The sequence below is a fragment of the Streptomyces sp. NPDC088354 genome (assembly GCF_044753585.1).
In the GTDB taxonomy this organism is placed as follows: domain Bacteria; phylum Actinomycetota; class Actinomycetes; order Streptomycetales; family Streptomycetaceae; genus Actinacidiphila.
The window spans coordinates 562,784-581,893 of sequence record NZ_JBIVNJ010000001.1 but is presented as its reverse complement, the minus strand read 5'-3'; the positions used below and the strand labels follow the sequence as shown (position 1 = coordinate 581,893).

Sequence of the window (19,110 nt, the reverse complement as noted above, 5' to 3'; positions counted from 1 at the left end):
ACAACCGGTCCCCTGCGGTTGACAGGCGGACGCCGCGCGCACCACGGTTGCCGGCATGACCGATCTGGCCGCCACATATTTCGACGCCGCCATCGCACTCCTGCGGCGCGTGAGGGACGAGGAGTCCGAGGGAATCGAGGCGGCCGCCACCGCCGTCGCGGACGCCGTGGCCGGCGGGGGGCGGGTCTTCGCCTTCGGGGCCGGGCACTCCTCGCTCGCCGCCCAGGACGTCGTCTACCGCGCCGGCGGGCTCGCCCTGGTCAACCTGCTCGCGGTGCCCGGCGCGGTCGGCGTGGACGTCGTCCCGGCCACCCTCGGCAGCGCCCTCGAACAGGTCGACGGCCTCGCCGGGGTCGTGCTGCGCACCTCGCCGCTGCGCGCGGGCGACGTGCTGGTGATCGTCTCCCTGTCCGGACGCAACGCCCTGCCCGTGGAGATGGCGCGGGACGCGCGGGCGATGGGGGTCAAGGTCATCGGCGTCACCTCGGTCGCGTACGCGAAGGAGACCCGGTCGCGGCACTCCAGCGGGACGTTCCTGAAGGACCACTGCGACATCGTCCTCGACAGCAAGATCGCCCTCGGCGACGCCGAGCTGTCCCACGCGGCCGTCCCGGCGCCCTTCGGGCCCGCCTCCACCGTGGTCACCAGCGCGCTGATGCAGGCGGTCGTCGCGACGGCGGCGCAGCGGCTCGCGGAGCGCGGGACCACCCCTCCGATGCTGCGCTCGGGCAACGTGGACGGCGGCCACGAGTGGAACGCGGCGGTCTTCGACGCGTACCGGGACCGGATCTTCTACCGCCACTGAGCGCATGTCCCCACCCGGGCCCCGGGCCTACCGCCCCCGCGGCGCCAGGTCCAGGGCCGCGGCCACCCGCAGCGCCACGTCCTCCGCGAAGGCCGCGTCCACGCGGTCGAAGGGGCGCCGCCCCATGCCGCGCAGGAAGGTGAGCGTGCCCAGGGTGCGGCCGCGGCTGCGCAGCACGGCGCACAGGCCGTGCACCGTGCCGTCGGGCCAGCGGCGGGCGGCGGACCACGCGTCGATCTGGGCGCGGGAGGCCGGTTCTGAGCCCGCGAGCGCGCCGAAGGAGGCGCGCACGGCCCCGGTGCGGGCCACCGCCTGGAGCGCGGGATGGCCCTCCCCGTAGCGCACGGGGATACCACCGGCCACGGGCAGGCAGGGACCGGAGCCGCCGGAGGGCGTGGCGGCGGCGCGCACCAGCCGGGTCCCGTCCCCGGTGAGCACGTCCAGCAGCGCGTTCTCGGCGAAGCCCGCGAGCGCGAAGTCCACGTAGCAGGTGGCGGCCTCCATCGGCTCCCGGCACTCGGCGACCGCCCGGGCCGCCCGCTGCAGCTGGTTGCTGCGGAAGCGCAGCACCGCCGCCTCCCGCTCGGCGACCTTGGCGTCGGTGATGTCGTGGAACAGCCAGCCCACCCCCAGCGGCACCGGCTCCTCGCCCAGCGGCGAGCCGAGCCGCACGAAGCTGCTGCGCCAGCAGCAGCGCGTGCCGCCCTCCTCACGCAGGCCCACCCACAGCTCGGACGGCGCCGGAGGCGCGCCCTCCGCGAGCACGTGCTGCATCGCGGACTCCAGTTCCTCCACGCCCTGGTCGAGGAAGTCACCCAGCGGCCGCCCGAGGAGCGCGTCCCGGCTGGTGTGCAGCACCCTGGCGGCGTACGCGTTGACGACGACGGGGCGCAGGTCCGCGTCGACCAGGACGACACCGGAGGAGGCGTCGTCGAACAGCGCCTCGCTCAGGGCGATCGAGCGTTCCAGGTCGATCTGGGCGTGCACCTCGGAGAACGCGCAGTAGACCCCGGCCGGGCGGCCGTCGGCGCCCTGGACGGCGGCGGACTGGGTGCGCACCAGCACCCGGCGGCCGTCCTTGGTCAGCAGCGCGAACTCGTGCACCTGCCGCCCGGCGGCGTCCATCACGGCGAGCAGCCGGGAGCGGACCTCCTCGGCGTCGGCCGTGCGCGCCGCCCAGCCGGCGAAGCCCTTGCGGCCGACGGCCTCCTCGGGTGTCCACCCCAGGATGCGCACGGCCTCGGTGTTCCAGTGCGTGATCACTCCGTCGCGGTCGAAGGCACAGAGTCCGGCCTCCATGCCGTCGAGGAGCGCGGCGAGCAGCTGCGGCGTCGCATCGAATGACTGCACGTCGGAACATTCAACCCGGATGTGACCCAGGACACAGCCAGTTCGCCGAAATCGGTGCGCACCGGCGGCGGGTGCATTAAAGGGTGACGGGAGACGCAAAAAAATAGGTTGTGGCGCGACGGACCGCTTCTTAGAGTGGCGGCACACACGAAGGGAGGTGGTCCGGAGAATGAGTTCCCATCGGACGCGTGAGGTGGCTGCGGGCTAGCACCGCGCTCCTCGCCTGCGCGCGATGCGCGACGCGGGCCAATCCATCGCAGTCACCCGACCCGCGGGCTCGTCGGATTCGTCCGGCCGATGCCTGGACGGCCTCCGTCCAGGGAGCAGCCCGCGGGTCGCCTGCGTCTGCGGGCCTCGCCCCGGCGGGGCCTACGGCGCCAGCCGCCGCACCGTCCAGTCGCCGTCCGCCTCGTACAGCAGGCGGTCGTGGAGCCGGTTCTCCCGGCCCTGCCAGAACTCCACGGTCCGCGCGATCACCCGGAAGCCGCCCCAGTGCGGCGGCACCGGCACCTCCGTCTCCTCGGGCCAGCGCTCGGCCAGCTCCGCGTACCGGCGCTCCAGCTCCTCCCGTGTGCCGACCACGGAGGACTGCTCGCTGGCCCAGGCCCCGACCCGGGAGCCGTGCGGCCGGGTGCGGAAGTACGCCTCGGTCTCCTCCCGCGTCACGCGCTCCACCCGGCCGCCGACGATGACCTGCCGGGCGATCGGGTGCCAGGGGAAGAGGAGCGAGGCGTACGGCCGCTCGCCGAGCTCTCGGCCCTTCCTGGACCGATAGTTGGTGAAGAAGACGAAGCCGCGGTGGTCGTAGCTCTTCAGCAGGACGGTCCGGGAACTGGGCCGCCCCTCGGCGTCCGCGGTGGAGACGACCATGGCGTTGGGCTCGTCGATGCCGCCGTTCACGGCGTCGGCGAACCAGCGCGCGAACTGCGTGTACGGGTCGGCGGCCAGCTCGGCCTCGGCCAGTCCGCGGGCGCGGTACTGCTTGCGCATGGCGGCGGGATCGTGGTGGAGGTGCTGCACCCGCACATCTTGCAGCACGGCGCCCGCCCCCGCGGCACGGTGTGCCGCAAAGTATGTGCCCCACCTCACGCTTCACGCCGTCAGCGGGAGGGGACAGACTTACAGGCCGGGTATCCGTGGGCTCACAGCGCCGACGGACACCCGGAGATATCGTTCGGGCACTCCGTGCCACACCCCGTGCCACAAGCACCGCCCCCGCCGATCGTCGACCGCATCAAGAGGAGCCGCCTGATGTCCGACTTCGTACCCGGACTCGAGGGAGTCGTCGCCTTCGAAACGGAGATCGCCGAACCCGACAAGGAAGGCGGCGCTCTCCGCTACCGAGGCGTGGACATCGAGGACCTCGTGGGCCACGTCTCCTTCGGAAACGTGTGGGGCCTGCTGGTCGACGGCGCCTTCAACCCCGGGCTGCCGCCGGCCGAGCCCTTCCCGATCCCCGTGCACTCCGGGGACATCCGCGTCGACGTGCAGTCGGCGCTGGCGATGCTGGCCCCGGTCTGGGGCCTGAAACCGCTGCTGGACATCGACGCCGAGCAGGCGCGCGAGGACCTGGCGCGGGCCGCGGTCATGGCGCTGTCCTACGTGGCGCAGTCGGCCCGCGGCCAAGGGCTGCCGATGGTGCCGCAGAGCGAGATCGACAAGGCCGAGACGGTCGTCGAGCGCTTCATGATCCGCTGGCGCGGCGAGCCCGACCCCAAGCACGTCAAGGCCGTGGACGCCTACTGGACGTCCGCCGCCGAGCACGGCATGAACGCCTCCACCTTCACCGCCCGGGTCATCGCCTCGACCGGCGCCGACGTGGCCGCCGCCCTGTCGGGCGCGGTGGGCGCGATGTCCGGCCCGCTGCACGGCGGCGCGCCCTCACGGGTGCTCGGCATGATCGAGGAGATCGAGCGCACCGGCGACGCCACGGCGTACGTCAAGCAGGCCCTCGACAAGGGCGAGCGCCTGATGGGCTTCGGCCACCGCGTCTACCGGGCCGAGGACCCCCGTGCGCGGGTGCTGCGGCGCACCGCCCAGGAACTGGGCGCGCCCCGCTTCGAGATCGCCGAGGCGCTGGAGAAGGCCGCGCTGGAGGAGCTGCACGCACGGCGCCCCGACCGCGTACTGGCGACGAACGTCGAGTTCTGGGCGGCGATCATGCTGGACTTCGCCGAGGTCCCGGCGCACATGTTCACCTCGATGTTCAGCTGCGCCCGCACCGCCGGCTGGTCGGCGCACATCCTGGAGCAGAAGCGCACCGGGCGTCTGGTGCGCCCGTCGGCCCGCTACGTGGGCCCGGGCCCCCGCGACCCGCGCGACGTCGAGGGGTACGGCGACATCGCGAGCTAGGGCGCATGGCGGCACCCTGGGGAGCATGAGGCTGTTCGTGGCGGTCGTGCCCCCCAGGGCGGCGCTGGCGGAACTCGGTGCCGCGGTGGACGCGCTGCGTGCCCTGCCGGACGCCGACGGGCTGAGGTGGACGGAACGGGCCGGGTGGCACGTGACGCTGGCGTTCCTCGGCGAGGTCGGGCCGGACCTGGTCCCCGGGCTCGTCGAGCGCCTGGACCGGGCGGCCCGGCGCCATCAGCCGTACCGCGCCGGTCTGGCCGGGGGTGGCCGCTTCGGGGACCGCACCTTGTGGGCGGGACTGGACGAGGCGGGGCCGGACGGGGATCTCGGCCGGGACGGCCGGAGCACGGCACGTCTGGCGGAGGCCGCCCAGGCGGCCGCCCGGCGGGCCGGCGTCTCCTACGAGGACGAGCACGGCCGCTTCCACGCCCATCTGACCCTCGCCCGCCAGCGCGGCAACCGCGGCCGGGTTGGCCTGCGGCCCTTCACCGACGCGCTCGGCGCCTTCCGGGGCACCGTGTGGACGGCCGACGCCATCGCCCTCGTGCGGAGCCATCCGCCCGCACCTGGGGTGCCGGGCGCCCAGCCCCGCTACGAGAGACTGCGGACCTGCCCGCTGGGGCACTGAACCGCTGGGGTTAACCTCGGAGTGTGAACCCGAAGACCCGAACCCGAGTGATGACCGCCGCCCTCGCCCTGCTGGTGGTCGTGGTGGTCGTGAGCGCGCTGGTCCGCTGACGGCGGCGCCCCCGGGCCCGGTGCGGATCAGGTCTCGGCGTAGACGTTCGCGACGAACTCGGCGATCTGCTCGTCGGTGAGGTGCCGGGCCAGATCGGCCTCGGTGATCATCCCGATGAGCTTCTTGTTCTCGACGACCGGCAGCCGCTTGATGCGGTGGGTCTCCATCTCGCTGAGCACGTCGTTGACGTCCGCCTCGGCGTCGATCCACCGCGGGGTGCCCTCGCAGAGGTCCCCGCAGGTGACCTTCGACGGATCACGGCCGGCCGCCACGCACTTCACGACGATGTCGCGGTCCGTGATGATGCCCATCATCCGGTCGTCCGATCCATGGACGGGGAGCGCGCCGACGTGGAGTTCGCGCATGAGCTGCGCGGCCCGGTCGAGGCTCTCGGTCGCCGGGATCGCACGGGCGCCTGGATGCATGATCTGTTTGGCTGTCGTCATACCCTCATCGTGCGCCCGACCGGGTGAATCTGCGACCGGACCGGGCGCTTGCGCCGGACGGGGCGGCCCCGGCACGGACGGCGTCCGCACCGGGGCCGCCCGGGCCGCGGGCCGGGCTCACCAGGCGAAGGCCTCCGGGGACGGACCGGTGCCGGGGAAGACGCCGTCGAGGTCGGCCAACAGGTCCTCCGGCAGCTCCAGTTCGACCGCGCGCAGCGCGGAGTCGAGCTGCTCGCGGGTGCGCGGGCCGACGATCGGTCCGGTCACGCCGGGCCGGGTCAGCAGCCAGGCCAGGGCGACGTCGCCGGGCTGCAGGCCCGCCTTGTCGACCAGGTCCTCGTACGACTGCACCTGGGTGCGCACCGCGCTGTCCTTCAGCGAGTCGGCGGCGCGGCCGGAGGTCGAGCGGGAGCCGCCGCCCTCGCGCTCCTTGCGCAGCGCGCCGCCCAGCAGCCCGCCGTTCAGCGGCGACCAGGGGATGACGCCCAGGCCGTAGGCCTCGGCCGCCGGGATGACCTCCATCTCGGCGCGCCGCTCGGCCAGGTTGTACAGGCACTGCTCGCTGACCAGGCCGAGCGAACCGCGGCGCGCGGCGGCCTCGTTGGCGCGGGCGATGTGCCAGCCGGCGAAGTTCGACGACCCGGCGTAGAGCACCTTGCCCTGCTGCACCAGGACGTCGACGGCCTGCCAGATCTCCTCCCACGGCGTCGCACGGTCGACGTGGTGGAACTGGTAGAGGTCGATGTGGTCGGTGCCCAGCCGCTTCAGGCTCGCCTCGCACGCGCGGCGGATGTTGAGCGCGGAGAGCTTGTCGTCGTTGGGCCAGGGCGTGCCGTCGGCGCCCATGTTGCCGTACACCTTGGTCGCGAGGACCGTCTTCTCGCGGCGGCCGCCGCCCTTGGCGAACCAGGTGCCGATGATCTCCTCGGTGCGGCCCTTGTTCTCGCCCCAGCCGTAGACGTTGGCGGTGTCGAAGAAGTTGACGCCGGCGTCCAGGGCGGCGTCCATGATCGCGTGGCTGTCGGCCTCGTCCGTCTGCGGGCCGAAGTTCATCGTTCCCAGTACGAGCCGGCTGACCTTGAGTCCGGTGCGTCCGAGCTGTGTGTACTCCATGGGCCACCAGCCAAGCTCTTCGAGTGCGCTCGAATCAAGCGCCGTTCGCCGTGGCCGCCGGGTCCGCCGGAGCGCCCCGGTAGGGCCCCCCGGTGCCCCACGCCTGGTGCATCGCGTCGGCGAAGGCGGCGGCGAGCAGGTGCTCCCCCGCGGCGTTGGGGTGGGTGCCGTCGTAGGTGTGCCGGGCGAGGTCCCAGCCGGCCGGGCGGGAGGCCAGCAGCAGTGGCGACGCGGACGTGGCCAGGTCCGCGACGGCTTTGGCGGTGCGGGTGTTGAACTCCTCGCACTGCGCGGCGAATCCGGGGTCCTGTGCGCAGCGGGTGTTGGGGATGACCGGCAACAGCACGGCGGCGACACGGGGGTTGGCGGCCCGCGCCCGCTCGACGAACAGCCGCAGGTTGTCCTCGGTCTGCGCGGGGTCGGTGTAGAAGCCGAGGTCTATCAGCCCGAGGGAGACCAGCAGCACGTCCGCCCGGTGCTCGCGCACCGCGTCCTCGATCAGCGGCGCCATGTGCAGCCAGCCCTCGCCCCAGCCGGCCAGGTGGCGGCGCGCCTCCCGCGGGAAGGCGGGGTCGCCGTAGGCGTGGGAGACCGCGGCGTCGGCCGTCGCGTCGTACAGCGCGGTGCGCGGGCCGACGATCGCGAACGGCTCGCCGAGCGAGCTCAGGTGCCGCCACATGCGGTAGCGCCACGTGAGGTCGCCCGCGCTGCCGATGGTCATGGAGTCGCCGACGAACATCCACGAGGTGCGAGGCGCACGGGATGGGAAGGGTGCGCGGGACAGTCGGGACATGGACGAGATGATAGGCACTCCCCGCCGGGCGGGAGGCGGCCCATCTCCCCGCGCCCGAAGCGGCCCTGCCGAGGGGGCCGTTCCGCACCCGGGGTCGTCGCTTCTGGTGCGGAACGGCCACCTTGGCGGGGCCCCTTCGCCTGGATCACCTCCCTCGCCGCGCACCGACTGGACCCGTGCGGGTCCCGCGCGGCGGCGCGGGAGCACGACGGGCACCCGGCTGCACGTCCCGGACGCGCCGCCGCGCAAGGCAAGACCGCCACAGGCGCACGCGAAAGGCGGCTCCAGCGCCGTCGGACAGCGCCCGCAGGCAGGTCGCACGCACAAGCGCCCCCTGCTCGCCGCAGCGCCGAAGCACGGCGCGGAGGTGCCGCCCGCCCCGCACACCGCTGCACGTCCCGGACGCGCCGCCGCGCAAGGCAAGACCACCACAGGCGCATGCGAAAGGCGGCTCCAGCGCGGCCGGACGGCGCCCTCGACGTCGGCTGAGCCGCGCACCTGGCAGGCTGGGCGCATGCGCATGCGCCCCCTGCTCGCCGCGGCCGCGGCCTCGGCACTCGTCACGGTCCCGCTCCTCGGCGTCCCCGGCATCGCCGGCACCGCGGCCGCCGACGACGGCGAGTCCCTGGCCTTCACCATGACGGACCCGCGGATCACCGAGTCGAGCGGCCTGGCCGCCAGCCGGCTCCACAAGGGCGTCTACTGGACGCACAACGACAGCGACGACGGCCCGTACGTCTACGCCGTGGACTCAGCGACCGGCAAGACCGTCGCCACCGTGACCCTGCGCGGCATCGGCCGCCCGCGCGACGTGGAGGCCATCTCCATCGGCCCGGACGGCGACATCTACGTCGGCGACATCGGCGACAACCTCGGCGGCAGCTGGCCGTACGTGTGGATCTACCGCTTCCCGGAGCCCAAGCGCCTGGCCGACCAGACGGTGCGGGCCACCCAGTACGTCGTGAAGTACGACGCCGGGCCGCGGAACGCGGAGGCCATGATGGTCGACCCGCGCACCGGCCGGATCTGGATCGCCAGCAAGAACGAGGACGGCGGCGCGCTCTACGAGGGCCCGGCGCGGATGACCGCCTCCGGCACGAACATCTTCCGGCGCACCACCGACATCCCGCTGTGGATCACCGACGGCGCCTTCTCCCCGGACGGCAGCCGCCTGGTGCTGCGCGGCTACTTCGGCGCCCTGATGTACCGCTGGGCGGACGGCACCCCGCACCGCATCGACCAGATGCACGTTCCGCTGCAGCGGCAGGGCGAGTCCGTGACCTTCACCACCGACGGACGCGCCCTGATGTACGGCAGCGAGGGCCAGGACAGCGAGGTCTACCGGGTCCTCCTGACCGGGGACGACCGTCCCGACGACGTCCGCAAGGCCGGCGCCCCGCCGTCCGGTTCGTCGTCCGCCACGGGCGGCGGGGCGCAGGCACCGGGGGACGGCGGCGGGCAGCGGTCGGTGGGGCAGTTCACGGTCGGCGCCCTGACCATCGCCGCGCTGGCCGCGGTCGTCCTCGCGGGCCGCCGGCTGCTGCGCCGGGGCGGTCGCCCGTCCTGAGCGCGCGAAAGCCGGCGGGCACCCGTGCCCACCGGCTTTCGCGTGCGGCTGGGGTCAGAGCCGCTCGGCGACGTAGTCGACGCAGGCGGTCAGCGCCTCCACGTCGGCCGGGTCGACGGCCGGGAACATCGCGACGCGCAGCTGGTTGCGGCCGAGCTTGCGGTACGGCTCGGTGTCCACGATGCCGTTGGCGCGCAGCACCTTGGCGATGGCGGCGGCGTCGATGCCGTCGGCGAAGTCGACCGTGCCGACGACCTGGGAGCGCTTGGCCGGGTCGGTGACGAACGGCGTGGCGTGCTCGGACTTCTCGGCCCAGGTGTACAGGCGCGAGGAGGAGTCGGCGGTGCGGGAGACGGCCCACTCCAGACCGCCCTGGCCGTTGATCCACTCCAGCTGCTGGTTCAGCAGGAAGAGGGTGGTCAGCGCGGGGGTGTTGTACGTCTGGTTCTTCTTCGAGTTGTCGATCGCGGTCGGCAGGTCGAAGAACGCCGGGATGTGGCGGCCGGAGGCGGCGATCCGCTCCGCGCGCTCCAGCGCGGCCGGGGAGAACAGCGCCAGCCACAGGCCGCCGTCGGCGGCGAAGGACTTCTGCGGGGCGAAGTAGTAGACGTCGGTCTCGGTGACGTCCACCGGCAGGCCGCCGGCGCCTGAGGTGGCGTCCACCAGGACGAGCGCGCCGTCGTCGGCGCCCGCGACGCGCCGCAGGGGCATCGCGACACCGGTGGAGGTCTCGTTGTGGGTGAGGGCGTAGACGTCCACGCCCGCCTCGGCGACCGCGTCCGGGTGGGAGCCCGGGTCGGTGGCGATCACGGTCGGCTCGTCCAGCCAGGGCGCGATCTTGGCGGCCTTGGCGAACTTCGAGGAGAACTCGCCGAAGCTCAGGTGCTGGGACTTCCGCTCGATCAGGCCGTGGGTGGCGATGTCCCAGAACGCGGTGGAACCGCCGTTGCCGAGCACCACCTCGTAGCCCTCGGGGAGGGAGAACAACTGCCTGATGCCGTCGCGCACCTGACCGACCAGGTTCTTCACCGGCGCCTGCCGGTGAGAGGTGCCCAGCAGCGAGGTGCCGGTCGCGGCCAGCGCGTCGAGCGCCTCCGGCCGCACCTTGGAGGGGCCCGAACCGAAACGTCCGTCGGCGGGCTTGATGTCAGCGGGGATCTGGATCTCGGCCACATTCGCAGCGTAGTGCGTTACGAGGCGGTTTCGGGGAGTAGTCCACGCGGTGAGACATGAGCCGGGGTGGGGCAGGCTGGGGACATGACGGAGGATCTGCGCCGGGCGCTGGAGCGGCACGTGCGGGGCAAGGTCGCGTTCGACGCCCAGAGCAGGGCGCTGACCACCATGGACGCGTCCAACTACCGGCGCGTCCCGGTGGCCGTGGTGGCGCCGCGCGACACGGAGGACGTGGCCGCGGCGCTCGCGGTGTGCCGCGAGCACGGCGTGCCGGTGGTGCCGCGCGGCGGCGGCACGTCGATCGCCGGCCAGGCGACGGGCACCGGGGTGGTCCTGGACTTCACCCGGCACATGCACCGGATCGTGTCACTGGACCCGCACGCGTTGACGGCCCGTGTGCAGCCCGGCGTCGTCCTGGACGACCTGCGGCGGGCGGCCGCCGCGCACGGGCTGACCTTCGGCCCCGACCCGTCCACCCACGGCCGCTGCACCCTCGGCGGCATGATCGGCAACAACGCCTGCGGCGCGCACTCGGTGGCCTGGGGCACCACGGCGGACAATGTGCGCGGGCTGGAGGCGCTCACCTACGGCGGCGCCACGCTGCGCACCCGCGACCCGCTCCGGGCGGACGTGCGGGCCTTCACCGACGCGCATCTGGCGCTGCTGCGCACCGGCTACCCGCAGGACCTGCCCCGACGGATCTCCGGCTACGCCCTGGACGCGCTGCTGCCCGAGCGGGGCCGCGACCTGGCCCGCGCCCTGACCGGCAGCGAGGGCACGCTCGCGGTGGTCACCGAGGCCGAAGTGCGCCTGGTGCCCGCGCCGCCGGTGCGGGTGCTGGTCGTCCTGGGGTACCCGGACGAGGGCGCCGCCGCCGACGCGGCGCCGGGTCTGCTGCCGTACGGTCCGCTCACGGTCGAGGGGATGGCCGCCGACCTGGTGGACAGCGCCACCAGGAGCCGGGCCGAACTGCTGCCCGCGGGCGCGGCCTGGCTCTTCGTGGAGATGCCGGGCGTCGGGGAGGCGCAGGCGCTGCGCGGGCTGGCGGGCGCCGACGGGGCCGCCGGTTCGGTCGTGGTCACCGATCCCGCCGCGCAGCGCGCCCTGTGGCGGCTGCGGGAGGACGCGGCCGGGACCGCCACCCGCATCAGGACCCGGCCGGGGGAGAGCACCGAGGCGTGGCCCGGCTGGGAGGACTGCGCCGTCCCGCCCGCCCGGCTGGGCGCCTATCTGCGGGACTTCCGCGCCCTGCTGGCCGAGCACGGGCTGCGCGGTGCCCCGTACGGGCACTTCGGCGACGGCTGCATCCACGTGCGCATCGACTTCGACCTGGTGCGGGACGCGGGCGTGGCCCGGTTCCGGCGTTTCTCGCAGGACGTGGCCGGTCTCGTCGTGGCGCACGGCGGCTCGCTGTCCGGGGAGCACGGCGACGGCAAGGCGCGCGCGGAACTCCTGCCGCGGATGTACGGGCCCGAACTGGTCGGCCTGTTCGGCCGGTTCAAGGACCTGCTCGACCCGGCGGGCGGACTCAACCCCGGCATGCTGGTGCGGCCCGAACCGCTGGACACCGGCCTGCGCTTCGCCGTGCTGCCCAAGGAGCCCGTCGAGGTGGCCTTCGGGTACCCGCACGACGGCGGGGACTTCGCGGCGGCCGTGCGCCGCTGTGTCGGCGTCGCCAAGTGCCGCGACGCCACGCCGCCGGACGCGGGGGTGATGTGCCCCTCGTTCCGCGTGACGGGCGAGGAGCGCCACTCCACGCGCGGCCGGGCCCGCCTGCTGCACGAGATGCTGGCGGGCGAGGTCGTCACGGACGGGTGGCGTTCGGCCGAGGTCCTGGACGCGCTGGACCTGTGCCTGTCCTGCAAGGGCTGCCGCAGCGACTGCCCGGTGGGCGTCGACATGGCCACCTACAAGGCCGAGTTCCTGCACCACCACTACCGGGGGCGGCCGCGGCCCGCCGCGCACTACGCGATGGGCCGGCTGCCGGTGTGGCTGCGCGCGGCCGGCCCGTTCGCGGGCGTGCTCAACGCGCTGGCCCGGATCCGCCCGGCGGCCGCACTGGCCCGGCGGGCGGCCGGCATCGCGCCGGAGCGGGCACTGCCACGGCTGGCGGAGGAGTCCTTCACGCGCTGGTGGCGGCGGACGCGCGGCCGGCCGGGCCCCCCGGCCCCCGGCGATCTCGTCCTGTGGCCCGACACCTTCACCGACCGCCTCTCCCCCGGCACCGGCCGGGCCGCGGTACGCGTCCTGGAGGCCGCGGGGCTGCGTCCGGTCCTCCCGCCGCGGGCCGTCTGCTGCGGTCTGACCTGGGTCTCCACCGGCCAGCTCGACCAGGCCCGCACCGTCATGCGGCGCACGGTGGACCGGATGCGCCCGGTCCTCGACGCCGGACTGCCGGTCGTGGTCCTGGAGCCCAGCTGCGCGGCCGCGCTCCGCACCGACCTGCCCGAACTCCTGGGCACCGACGACGCCCGCGCACTGGCCTCCTCCGTACGCACCTTCGCCGAGACCCTGGAGGAGTTCGCCCCCGGCTGGACCCCGCCCCGGCTCGGCGCGCCCGTCGCCGGTCAGACGCACTGCCACCAGCACGCCGTCCTCGGCGACGCCCCCGACCGCCGGCTGCGCGCCCGTGCCGGCCTCACCGGCGAACTCTCCGCCGGCTGCTGCGGTCTCGCGGGCAACTTCGGCTTCGAACGCGGCCACTACGACGTCTCCGTCGCCTGCGCCGAGGAGCAGCTCCTCCCCGCCCTGCGCACCGCCCGCCCCGGCACCGCCGTCCTCGCCGACGGCTTCTCCTGCCGCACCCAGATCGACCAGCTCGCCGGCGTACGCGCCCGGCACCTCGCGGAGGTCCTGGCCGACGGACTGTGACGGCGGGGCGGGGCCTCGGGACCGGCTCCGCGGTGTCCGGCTCCGGGCCGAACGGATACGGGCCGGCGCGCCTCGGCCGCACACGCACTCGAAGCGAGGAGGCGCCCCGGTCGCCGCGAACGGTCACGGCACCAGTACGAGCCTTCCCCGCAGGCCGCCCTCCGCGAGGCGCGCGTGCGCCTTGGCGGCATCCGCCAGGGGGTAGGTGTCGGCGACCCGCGTGGTGAGCACGCCCCGGTCCGCGAGCGCCACGAGTTCCGCGAGGCGGGCGCCGTCCGGGCGGACCTGGACGGCGGCGACGCGGATGCCGCGCTCGGCGGCGGGGACCGCGCCGGGCCGGGCGGTGACATAGGCGCCCCCGTCCCGGACGGCGGCCAGTACGGGGGAGCCGAGCACCGCCGCGTCGAGGGCGGCGTCGGCCCGGACGCCGTCGAGGGACGCCACGGCCTCGTCCGCACCCAGCTCACGCAGCAGCGGCTCGTCGTCGGCACGGGCCAGGGCGACGACGCGCAGCCCCGCGTGGTGGGCCAGCTGCACGGCGAAGCCGCCGACCGCGCCCGCGGCGCCGGTGACCAGCAGGCGGTCGCCGGGCCGGGCGCCGAGCAGGCCGAGTGCCTGGTCGGCGGTCGGGGCGTTGACCGGCAGGGTCGCGGCGTGCACGAGGCCGACGGACGAGGGGGCCGCGGCGACGGCGTCCGCGTCGACCACGACGTACTCGGCGTGGGCCTTGAACCGCCGGCCGGACCCGCTCACCAGGCCCACCACGGCCGTGCCCTCGGCGGGCCCGGAGACCCCGCTGCCGAGCGCGTCCACCGTCCCGGCGACGTCCCAGCCGAGCCCGAGGAACTCGCCGGGCGCCAGTTCCGCGGGTCCGAACAGTCCGGCCCGTGCGGCGAGATCGGCCGGATTGAGGCCCGCCGCGGCGACCCGCACCCGGACCTGGCCCGGTCCCGGTTCCGGCAGCGGCGCCTCGATGACCTCCAGCACCTCGGGCCCGCCGAACCTCCTGATCACAACAGCGCGCATGGCGGAAACTCCCTGTTCTCGACGGTGTGCGGCGGCTGATGCCGCCACCGCCAACCTAGGGAGAGCTACTCTCTTCTGGTAAGTACGTACTCGGAAGTGCGTACCGTACCGGGAAGTCCGGAGGGAGCCCCATGGCGACGACCACCGCGGCCCAGCGGCGCGAGGAGGCCCGCGCGGTCTACAACGCGTTCATGAAGGGCTGCCCGACGAACGAGCTGCTCTCCCGGATCAGCGACAAGTGGGCCGGCCTGCTGCTCTCCGCGCTCAGGGACGGCCCGCACCGCTACAGCGACCTCGGCCGCCGCATCCCGGGCGTCAGCCAGAAGATGCTCACGCAGACCCTGCGCACGCTGGAGCGCGACGGCCTGGTCTCGCGGACCGTGACACCCTCCGTCCCGGTGCGGGTCGACTACGCCCTGACGCCGCTGGGCGGGAGCCTGGCCCTGCTGTTCTCCGCCGTGAAGGACTGGGCGGAGGAGCACATCGAGGAGGTCTTCGAGGCCCGCGAGCGGTACGACGCCGGGGCGGGCGGGTCCTGACGGACCCGGGGCACCGGCCCGACCGGATTTCCGCGATCCCCCTGTGCCGTACGTCCGCTTTCCGGCATTCTGTAGACCAATTACCGGCCATTTCGGCCGAGTTCCGGCGGTGGGGGGATACGTCATGTCCGGACGAGAGCGCGGTGTGCTCGGTCAGCTCGTCAGAGTGCTCAGCCTGGGGACGCTCGCGACGGTCTACGTCGCCAGCCTGCTGATCACCTATCGCCAATTGCACGCGAAGCCCGTGCTGCAGGGCGTCATCGGGGCCCCCGACTGGACCCGGGCGGTGCTGGTCATGGGCCTGGTGATCGGCGGCGGCCTCGGGGCGGCCGCCGCGATCGTCGACGAGCGGCGCGAGCTGCCCTCGTGGTTCCTGACCGCCGTCGGCGTGGGGGCCGCGCTCGCGTGGAGCCTGTGGGCGTCGTCGAGCCTGGGCGAGGACTACGTGCACATGCTCTTCGCCGCCGCAGCCCCGGTCACGGGACTGCTGGTGTGGGCCGAGCTGATGCGGCAGTTCCGCAATCAGCGCCGGCCCCTGGCCGCGGCCTGATCCCCGCCCGGGCCCGCGCCGCGCTCAGGCGGCCACCGACTCCCTCGGTACGAGCTCGATGAGCTTGTGGTCCTTGCCGCGGTGCAGGTCGATCTTGAGCCGGAGCCCGCCCACCCGGGCGAGGAACAGGCCCACGGAGACCGCCGCCAGGGCCGCGACCAGGCCGCCGGACAGGAAGCCGATCCGGGCGCCGAACTGGTCGGTCACCCACCCGACGAGCGGCCCGCCGACGGGGGTGCCGCCGACGAAGACCATCATGAACAGGCTCATGACGCGGCCGCGCATCGCCGGGTCCGTCGCGAGCTGCACGCTGGCGTTGGCGGTCGTGTTGAACGTCAGCCCGACCATGCCGATCGGCAGCATGAGCACCAGGAACACCCAGTACGTGGGCGCCAGCGCGGCCACCACCTCCAGCGCGCCGAAGGCGAACGCGGCGCCCACCAGCAGCCGCAGCCGCGTGCTGCCGCGACGGGCGGCCAGCAGCGCCCCGACCACGGAGCCGACCGCGAGCACGGAGTTGAACAGGCCGTACATCCCGGCGTCGCCGTGGAAGACGTGGTCGGCGAAGGCGGTCAGCCAGATCGGGAAGTTGTAGGCGAACGTGCCGATGAAGCCGACCAGCACGATGGGCCAGATCAGCTCGGGCCGGCCGGCCACGTAGCGCAGTCCCTCGCGCAGCTGGCCCTTGCCGCGCGGGGCGGTGGGCACGGCGTACAGGTCGGAGACGCGCATCAGCAGCAGACCGGCGAGCGGCGCCAGGAAGGACAGGCCGTTGAAGAGGAAGGCCCATCCGCTGCCGACCGCGGTGATCAGCACACCGGCGACGGCCGGGCCGACCAGCCGGGCGCTCTGGAAGTTCGCGGAGTTCAGCGAGACGGCGTTGCGCACGTCGGCCGGGCCGACCATCTCCACCACGAAGGCCTGCCGCGCCGGGTTGTCGACCACCGTCACCATGCCGAGGCCGAACGCGATCGCGTAGACGTGCCACACCTGCACCGAGCCGGACAGGGTGAGCGCCGCCAGCAGCAGGCCGAGCGCGCCCATGGTCACCTGGGTGCCCAGCAGGATCCGTCGCTTGGGGTAGCGGTCCGCGATCACGCCGCCGTAGAGGCCGAACAGCAGCATCGGCAGGAACTGCAGGGCGGTGGTGATGCCCACCGCGAAGGAGGAGCCGGTCAGGCTCAGCACGAGCCAGTCCTGCGCGATCCGGGACATCCACGTCCCGGTGTTGGAGATCAGCGCGCCCGAGGCGAAGAGCCGGTAGTTGCGGTTGCGCAGCGAGCTGAAGGTGCCGCCGCTGGAGGCGGTCGGGGGGCCGGCGGCGCGGGACGCCTCGGTGGCGCCCGCGGCGGTGTCGGCGCCCGCCGGGTTCACCAGATCGGCGGGATCGGCGGCCTCCGCCGGTTCCGTCGGTTCGGCCGCCGTCGGTTCGGCCGCCCGGTCCGGCGGCGCGGCGTCGGCGGACGGGCCGCCCGGCGCGGGGTCGGGGATGGTCGGTTCGGGTGCGGCGTCAGATGCGGCTGCCGAACTCAATCGGTTTTCGCCTCCTCATCGAGGGCTGATGTCGGAATGAGCGAGCTTCTCCAGGACGGGGGCCGCGGCCCGCAGCACGGCGCGCTCGTCGTCGTCGAGCCCCTCGACGAGTAGCGCGAGGAAGGCGTTCCGCTTGACGCGGCTCTCCTCGAGCATCGCCTCGGCCGCCTCGGTCTGCCGGACGACGACCTGACGGCGGTCCTCCGGGTGCGGGTCCCTGCTGACCAGCCCCTTGGACTCGAGCATGGCGACGATGCGGGTCATCGACGGCGGCTGGACGTGCTCCTTGCGGGCCAGCTCCCCCGGTGTGGCGGAGCCGCAGCGGGCCAGGGTGCCCAGCACCGCCATCTCCGTGGGGCTCAGCGACTCGTCGACCCTCTGGTGGCGCAGACGGCGGGAGAGCCGCATCACGGCGACGCGCAGCGTGCTCACCGCCGTGCGGTCGTCCTCGGACAGTTCGGTCACGTTAGTTAGACTAGCTCATTACTTATGCTAAGGAAAACGCGGCGTCCGCGCCAAACGCATTCGTGAGCGAACTCACCCATCCGGGTGAGTTCCGACCCGAAATCGACGCACGCACGACCGATCGACGCGGACCCTGACCCCATGGCTTCGAGAGTGCTCAGCATGCGCATAGACGGGGACCTGCTGGACCGTCTCCAGGCTCACGCCGCGAAACGCGGAATGAGCGTCCAGGACTACATAGTCCGGACGCTCATCCGCGACGACTTCGACGAGCGGCTCAAGGCCTCCGTCGACGAGACCGAGCAGTTCTACGCGGAGGGCTACGCCAGCCCCAGCGCCGGCATCAGGTAGTAGAAGACGAAGACGCCCGCCACCACGTACAGCGCCACCGGCACCTCACGGCCGCGCCCCGTCGCCAGCCGCAGCAGGCAGAAGGTGATGAAGCCGATGCCGATGCCATTGGTGATCGAGTAGGTGAAGGGCATCAGCAGCATCGTCAGGAACGCCGGGACGGCGATCGTGACGTCGCTCCAGTCGATGTCCCGGACACCGCCCGCCATGATCAGGAAGCCCACCGCCACCAGCGCGGGGGTCGCGGCCTGGGCGGGGACCATGGTGGCCAGCGGGGTGAGGAACAGCGCCACCACGAAGAGCAGGCCGGTGACGACCGACGCGAGCCCGGTGCGCGCGCCCTCGCCGGCGCCGGCCGTGGATTCCGCGTAGCAGGTGTTGGCCGAGCAGGACGTCAGACCGCCGGCGGCGGTCGCGATGCCGTCGACCATCAGCACCTTGCTCATCCCGGGCAGGTCGCCCTTCTCGTCCAGCAGGTGCGCCTCGTCGCTCACGCCGAGGATGGTGCCCATCGCGTCGAAGAAGCAGCTCAGCAGCACGGTGAAGACGAAGAGCAGGCCGGTGACGATGCCGACCTCGCCGAAGCCGCCGAACAGGCTCACCTTGCCGAGCAGCCCGAAGTCGGGGGTCGAGACGGGGTTGCCGGGCCAGTGCGGCACGGTCAGGCCCCACGCGCCCGGCTTGACGTCCGCGACCGCGTCCACGATCAGCGCGAGCACGGTCATCGCCACGATGCTGATGAGGATCGCGCCGGGCACCTTGCGGGCCAGCAGCGCCAGCGTGACCAGGACGCCGAGGATGAAGATCAGCACCGGCCAGCCGAGCAGGTGCCCGTTCCCGCCGAGCTGCAGCGGCACGGTGGTGTGCGCGGCGTCCGGGATGCGGGAGACGAAGCCGGAGTCGACCAGGCCGATCAGCACGATGAACAGGCCGATGCCGATGGCGATCGCCTTGCGCAGCCCCAGCGGGACCGCGCTCATGACCCGCTCGCGCAGACCGGTGGCGACCAGCACCATGATCGCCAGACCGGCGAGGACGACCATGCCCATGGCGTCCGGCCAGCTCATCCGGGGCGCGAGCTGCAGCGCGACGATGGTGTTCACGCCGAGGCCGGCCGCGAGCGCGATCGGCACGTTGCCGATGACGCCCATCAGCAGCGTGGTGAACGCGGCCGTCAGCACGGTGGCCGTGACGAGCTGGCCGTTGTCGAGGTGGTGGCCGTACTTGTCCACGCCCGAACTGAGGATGATCGGGTTCAGGACGATGATGTAGGCCATCGCGAAGAAGGTGGCCAGTCCGCCGCGGATCTCGCGGGGGATCGAGGACCCTCGCTCGGAGATGCGGAAGTACCGGTCGAGCGCGCCGTGGGCGGCCGCCGGGGGCGGGGGCGGGGAGCTGGACACGACCTTCGCGGTGGTCGACGGGGACATGCGGGTC

At 73.6% G+C, this 19,110-nt stretch carries 18 protein-coding genes; 8 read left to right on the top strand and 10 right to left on the bottom strand.

Going from position 1 to position 19,110, the window contains the following annotated elements:
* The first annotated feature begins 55 nt into the window (after nucleotides 1-55).
* The gene (locus ACIP98_RS02730) at nucleotides 56-805 is read left to right on the top strand and encodes an SIS domain-containing protein (RefSeq protein WP_319662994.1); all 750 of its coding nucleotides are present in this window, start codon (nucleotides 56-58) and stop codon (nucleotides 803-805) included.
* Between the two features lie 27 nt (nucleotides 806-832).
* Here ACIP98_RS02730 and ACIP98_RS02725 read toward each other — a convergent pair whose 3' ends face one another.
* Both ACIP98_RS02725 and pdxH read right to left on the bottom strand, forming a co-directional pair.
* Nucleotides 833-2,155: a PAS domain-containing protein gene (locus ACIP98_RS02725; protein ID WP_319662993.1), complete on the bottom strand. Its 1,323-nt coding sequence runs from the start codon at nucleotides 2,153-2,155 to the stop codon at nucleotides 833-835.
* Nucleotides 2,156-2,524: 369 nt separating this feature from the next.
* Nucleotides 2,525-3,145 carry a pyridoxamine 5'-phosphate oxidase gene (gene pdxH / locus ACIP98_RS02720; protein ID WP_319663080.1) on the bottom strand — a complete coding sequence of 207 codons (621 nt, stop codon included), beginning with the start codon at nucleotides 3,143-3,145 and terminating at the stop codon, nucleotides 2,525-2,527.
* Between the two features lie 261 nt (nucleotides 3,146-3,406).
* Here pdxH and ACIP98_RS02715 point away from each other — a divergent pair, with 261 nt between their 5' ends.
* Together ACIP98_RS02715 and thpR are read left to right on the top strand one after the other, a co-directional pair.
* Nucleotides 3,407-4,507, top strand: coding sequence for a citrate synthase 2 (locus ACIP98_RS02715; RefSeq protein WP_401973321.1), 1,101 nt, complete (start codon nucleotides 3,407-3,409; stop codon nucleotides 4,505-4,507).
* Nucleotides 4,508-4,532: 25 nt separating this feature from the next.
* Nucleotides 4,533-5,135 carry an RNA 2',3'-cyclic phosphodiesterase gene (gene thpR, locus ACIP98_RS02710; protein WP_319662991.1) on the top strand — a complete coding sequence of 201 codons (603 nt, stop codon included), beginning with the start codon at nucleotides 4,533-4,535 and terminating at the stop codon, nucleotides 5,133-5,135.
* A gap of 137 nt (nucleotides 5,136-5,272) precedes the next feature.
* On the opposite strand, the gene ACIP98_RS02705 is transcribed toward thpR, so the two are convergent.
* The 3 genes from ACIP98_RS02705 to ACIP98_RS02695 all read right to left on the bottom strand — a co-directional run bounded on the left by ACIP98_RS02705 (nucleotide 5,273) and on the right by ACIP98_RS02695 (nucleotide 7,544).
* Nucleotides 5,273-5,692, bottom strand: coding sequence for a CBS domain-containing protein (locus ACIP98_RS02705; RefSeq protein WP_319662990.1), 420 nt, complete (start codon nucleotides 5,690-5,692; stop codon nucleotides 5,273-5,275).
* Between the two features lie 117 nt (nucleotides 5,693-5,809).
* Nucleotides 5,810-6,805 (bottom strand): aldo/keto reductase, encoded by a 996-nt coding sequence (locus ACIP98_RS02700; RefSeq protein ID WP_401973318.1) that lies wholly within the window; start codon nucleotides 6,803-6,805, stop codon nucleotides 5,810-5,812.
* A 34-nt stretch (nucleotides 6,806-6,839) separates the two neighbouring features.
* Nucleotides 6,840-7,544 carry a GDSL-type esterase/lipase family protein gene (locus ACIP98_RS02695; RefSeq protein WP_319663079.1) on the bottom strand — a complete coding sequence of 235 codons (705 nt, stop codon included), beginning with the start codon at nucleotides 7,542-7,544 and terminating at the stop codon, nucleotides 6,840-6,842.
* A gap of 574 nt (nucleotides 7,545-8,118) precedes the next feature.
* Between ACIP98_RS02695 and ACIP98_RS02690 the strand changes: the two genes are divergently transcribed.
* Nucleotides 8,119-9,165 (top strand): hypothetical protein, encoded by a 1,047-nt coding sequence (locus tag ACIP98_RS02690; RefSeq protein ID WP_401973447.1) that lies wholly within the window; start codon nucleotides 8,119-8,121, stop codon nucleotides 9,163-9,165.
* A gap of 54 nt (nucleotides 9,166-9,219) precedes the next feature.
* On the opposite strand, the gene serC is transcribed toward ACIP98_RS02690, so the two are convergent.
* Nucleotides 9,220-10,338 (bottom strand): phosphoserine transaminase, encoded by a 1,119-nt coding sequence (serC, locus tag ACIP98_RS02685; RefSeq protein ID WP_319662988.1) that lies wholly within the window; start codon nucleotides 10,336-10,338, stop codon nucleotides 9,220-9,222.
* 84 nt (nucleotides 10,339-10,422) lie between these two features.
* On the opposite strand from serC, the gene ACIP98_RS02680 reads away from it, so the two are divergent.
* The gene (locus ACIP98_RS02680; RefSeq protein WP_401973316.1) at nucleotides 10,423-13,209 is read left to right on the top strand and encodes an FAD-binding and (Fe-S)-binding domain-containing protein; all 2,787 of its coding nucleotides are present in this window, start codon (nucleotides 10,423-10,425) and stop codon (nucleotides 13,207-13,209) included.
* Between the two features lie 123 nt (nucleotides 13,210-13,332).
* Here ACIP98_RS02680 and ACIP98_RS02675 read toward each other — a convergent pair whose 3' ends face one another.
* Nucleotides 13,333-14,235, bottom strand: coding sequence for an NADP-dependent oxidoreductase (locus ACIP98_RS02675; protein WP_401973315.1), 903 nt, complete (start codon nucleotides 14,233-14,235; stop codon nucleotides 13,333-13,335).
* Between the two features lie 131 nt (nucleotides 14,236-14,366).
* Between ACIP98_RS02675 and ACIP98_RS02670 the strand changes: the two genes are divergently transcribed.
* Both ACIP98_RS02670 and ACIP98_RS02665 read left to right on the top strand, forming a co-directional pair.
* On the top strand, nucleotides 14,367-14,774 hold the full coding sequence (locus ACIP98_RS02670; RefSeq protein WP_319662985.1) for a helix-turn-helix domain-containing protein: 408 nt from the start codon (nucleotides 14,367-14,369) through the stop codon (nucleotides 14,772-14,774).
* Between the two features lie 124 nt (nucleotides 14,775-14,898).
* Complete coding sequence (locus ACIP98_RS02665) at nucleotides 14,899-15,324, top strand: hypothetical protein (protein WP_401973313.1); 426 nt, start codon at nucleotides 14,899-14,901, stop codon at nucleotides 15,322-15,324.
* 24 nt (nucleotides 15,325-15,348) lie between these two features.
* On the opposite strand, the gene ACIP98_RS02660 is transcribed toward ACIP98_RS02665, so the two are convergent.
* Together ACIP98_RS02660 and ACIP98_RS02655 are read right to left on the bottom strand one after the other, a co-directional pair.
* Nucleotides 15,349-16,701: an MFS transporter gene (locus ACIP98_RS02660; RefSeq protein ID WP_401973445.1), complete on the bottom strand. Its 1,353-nt coding sequence runs from the start codon at nucleotides 16,699-16,701 to the stop codon at nucleotides 15,349-15,351.
* 171 nt (nucleotides 16,702-16,872) lie between these two features.
* Nucleotides 16,873-17,265, bottom strand: coding sequence for a MarR family winged helix-turn-helix transcriptional regulator (locus ACIP98_RS02655; RefSeq protein ID WP_401973444.1), 393 nt, complete (start codon nucleotides 17,263-17,265; stop codon nucleotides 16,873-16,875).
* Between the two features lie 198 nt (nucleotides 17,266-17,463).
* Between ACIP98_RS02655 and ACIP98_RS02650 the strand changes: the two genes are divergently transcribed.
* Nucleotides 17,464-17,673 (top strand): ribbon-helix-helix protein, CopG family, encoded by a 210-nt coding sequence (locus ACIP98_RS02650; RefSeq protein WP_319662981.1) that lies wholly within the window; start codon nucleotides 17,464-17,466, stop codon nucleotides 17,671-17,673.
* Here ACIP98_RS02650 and ACIP98_RS02645 read toward each other — a convergent pair.
* Entirely contained in the window at nucleotides 17,643-19,103 is a 1,461-nt protein-coding gene (locus ACIP98_RS02645) for an NCS2 family permease (protein ID WP_319662980.1), read from the bottom strand. The two genes, ACIP98_RS02650 and ACIP98_RS02645, sit on opposite strands and share 31 nt — an antisense overlap.
* Nucleotides 19,104-19,110: the final 7 nt, after the last annotated feature.

Excerpts from the sequence above, each read along its gene's own strand:
- ACIP98_RS02650 (WP_319662981.1), top strand. The coding sequence starts at position 17,464 with ATGGCTTCGAGAGTGCTCAGCATGCGCATAGACGGGGACCTGCTGGAC.
- ACIP98_RS02665 (WP_401973313.1), top strand. The coding sequence starts at position 14,899 with ATGTCCGGACGAGAGCGCGGTGTGCTCGGTCAGCTCGTCAGAGTGCTC.
- ACIP98_RS02645 (WP_319662980.1), bottom strand. The coding sequence starts at position 19,103 with ATGTCCCCGTCGACCACCGCGAAGGTCGTGTCCAGCTCCCCGCCCCCG.
- ACIP98_RS02670 (WP_319662985.1), top strand. The coding sequence starts at position 14,367 with ATGGCGACGACCACCGCGGCCCAGCGGCGCGAGGAGGCCCGCGCGGTC.
- ACIP98_RS02695 (WP_319663079.1), bottom strand. The coding sequence starts at position 7,544 with ATGTTCGTCGGCGACTCCATGACCATCGGCAGCGCGGGCGACCTCACG.
- ACIP98_RS02690 (WP_401973447.1), top strand. The coding sequence starts at position 8,119 with ATGCGCCCCCTGCTCGCCGCGGCCGCGGCCTCGGCACTCGTCACGGTC.
- ACIP98_RS02700 (WP_401973318.1), bottom strand. The coding sequence starts at position 6,805 with ATGGAGTACACACAGCTCGGACGCACCGGACTCAAGGTCAGCCGGCTC.
- thpR (WP_319662991.1), top strand. The coding sequence starts at position 4,533 with ATGAGGCTGTTCGTGGCGGTCGTGCCCCCCAGGGCGGCGCTGGCGGAA.
- ACIP98_RS02680 (WP_401973316.1), top strand. The coding sequence starts at position 10,423 with ATGACGGAGGATCTGCGCCGGGCGCTGGAGCGGCACGTGCGGGGCAAG.
- pdxH (WP_319663080.1), bottom strand. The coding sequence starts at position 3,145 with ATGCGCAAGCAGTACCGCGCCCGCGGACTGGCCGAGGCCGAGCTGGCC.
- ACIP98_RS02675 (WP_401973315.1), bottom strand. The coding sequence starts at position 14,235 with ATGCGCGCTGTTGTGATCAGGAGGTTCGGCGGGCCCGAGGTGCTGGAG.
- ACIP98_RS02715 (WP_401973321.1), top strand. The coding sequence starts at position 3,407 with ATGTCCGACTTCGTACCCGGACTCGAGGGAGTCGTCGCCTTCGAAACG.
- ACIP98_RS02730 (WP_319662994.1), top strand. The coding sequence starts at position 56 with ATGACCGATCTGGCCGCCACATATTTCGACGCCGCCATCGCACTCCTG.
- ACIP98_RS02705 (WP_319662990.1), bottom strand. The coding sequence starts at position 5,692 with ATGACGACAGCCAAACAGATCATGCATCCAGGCGCCCGTGCGATCCCG.
- ACIP98_RS02655 (WP_401973444.1), bottom strand. The coding sequence starts at position 17,265 with ATGCGGCTCTCCCGCCGTCTGCGCCACCAGAGGGTCGACGAGTCGCTG.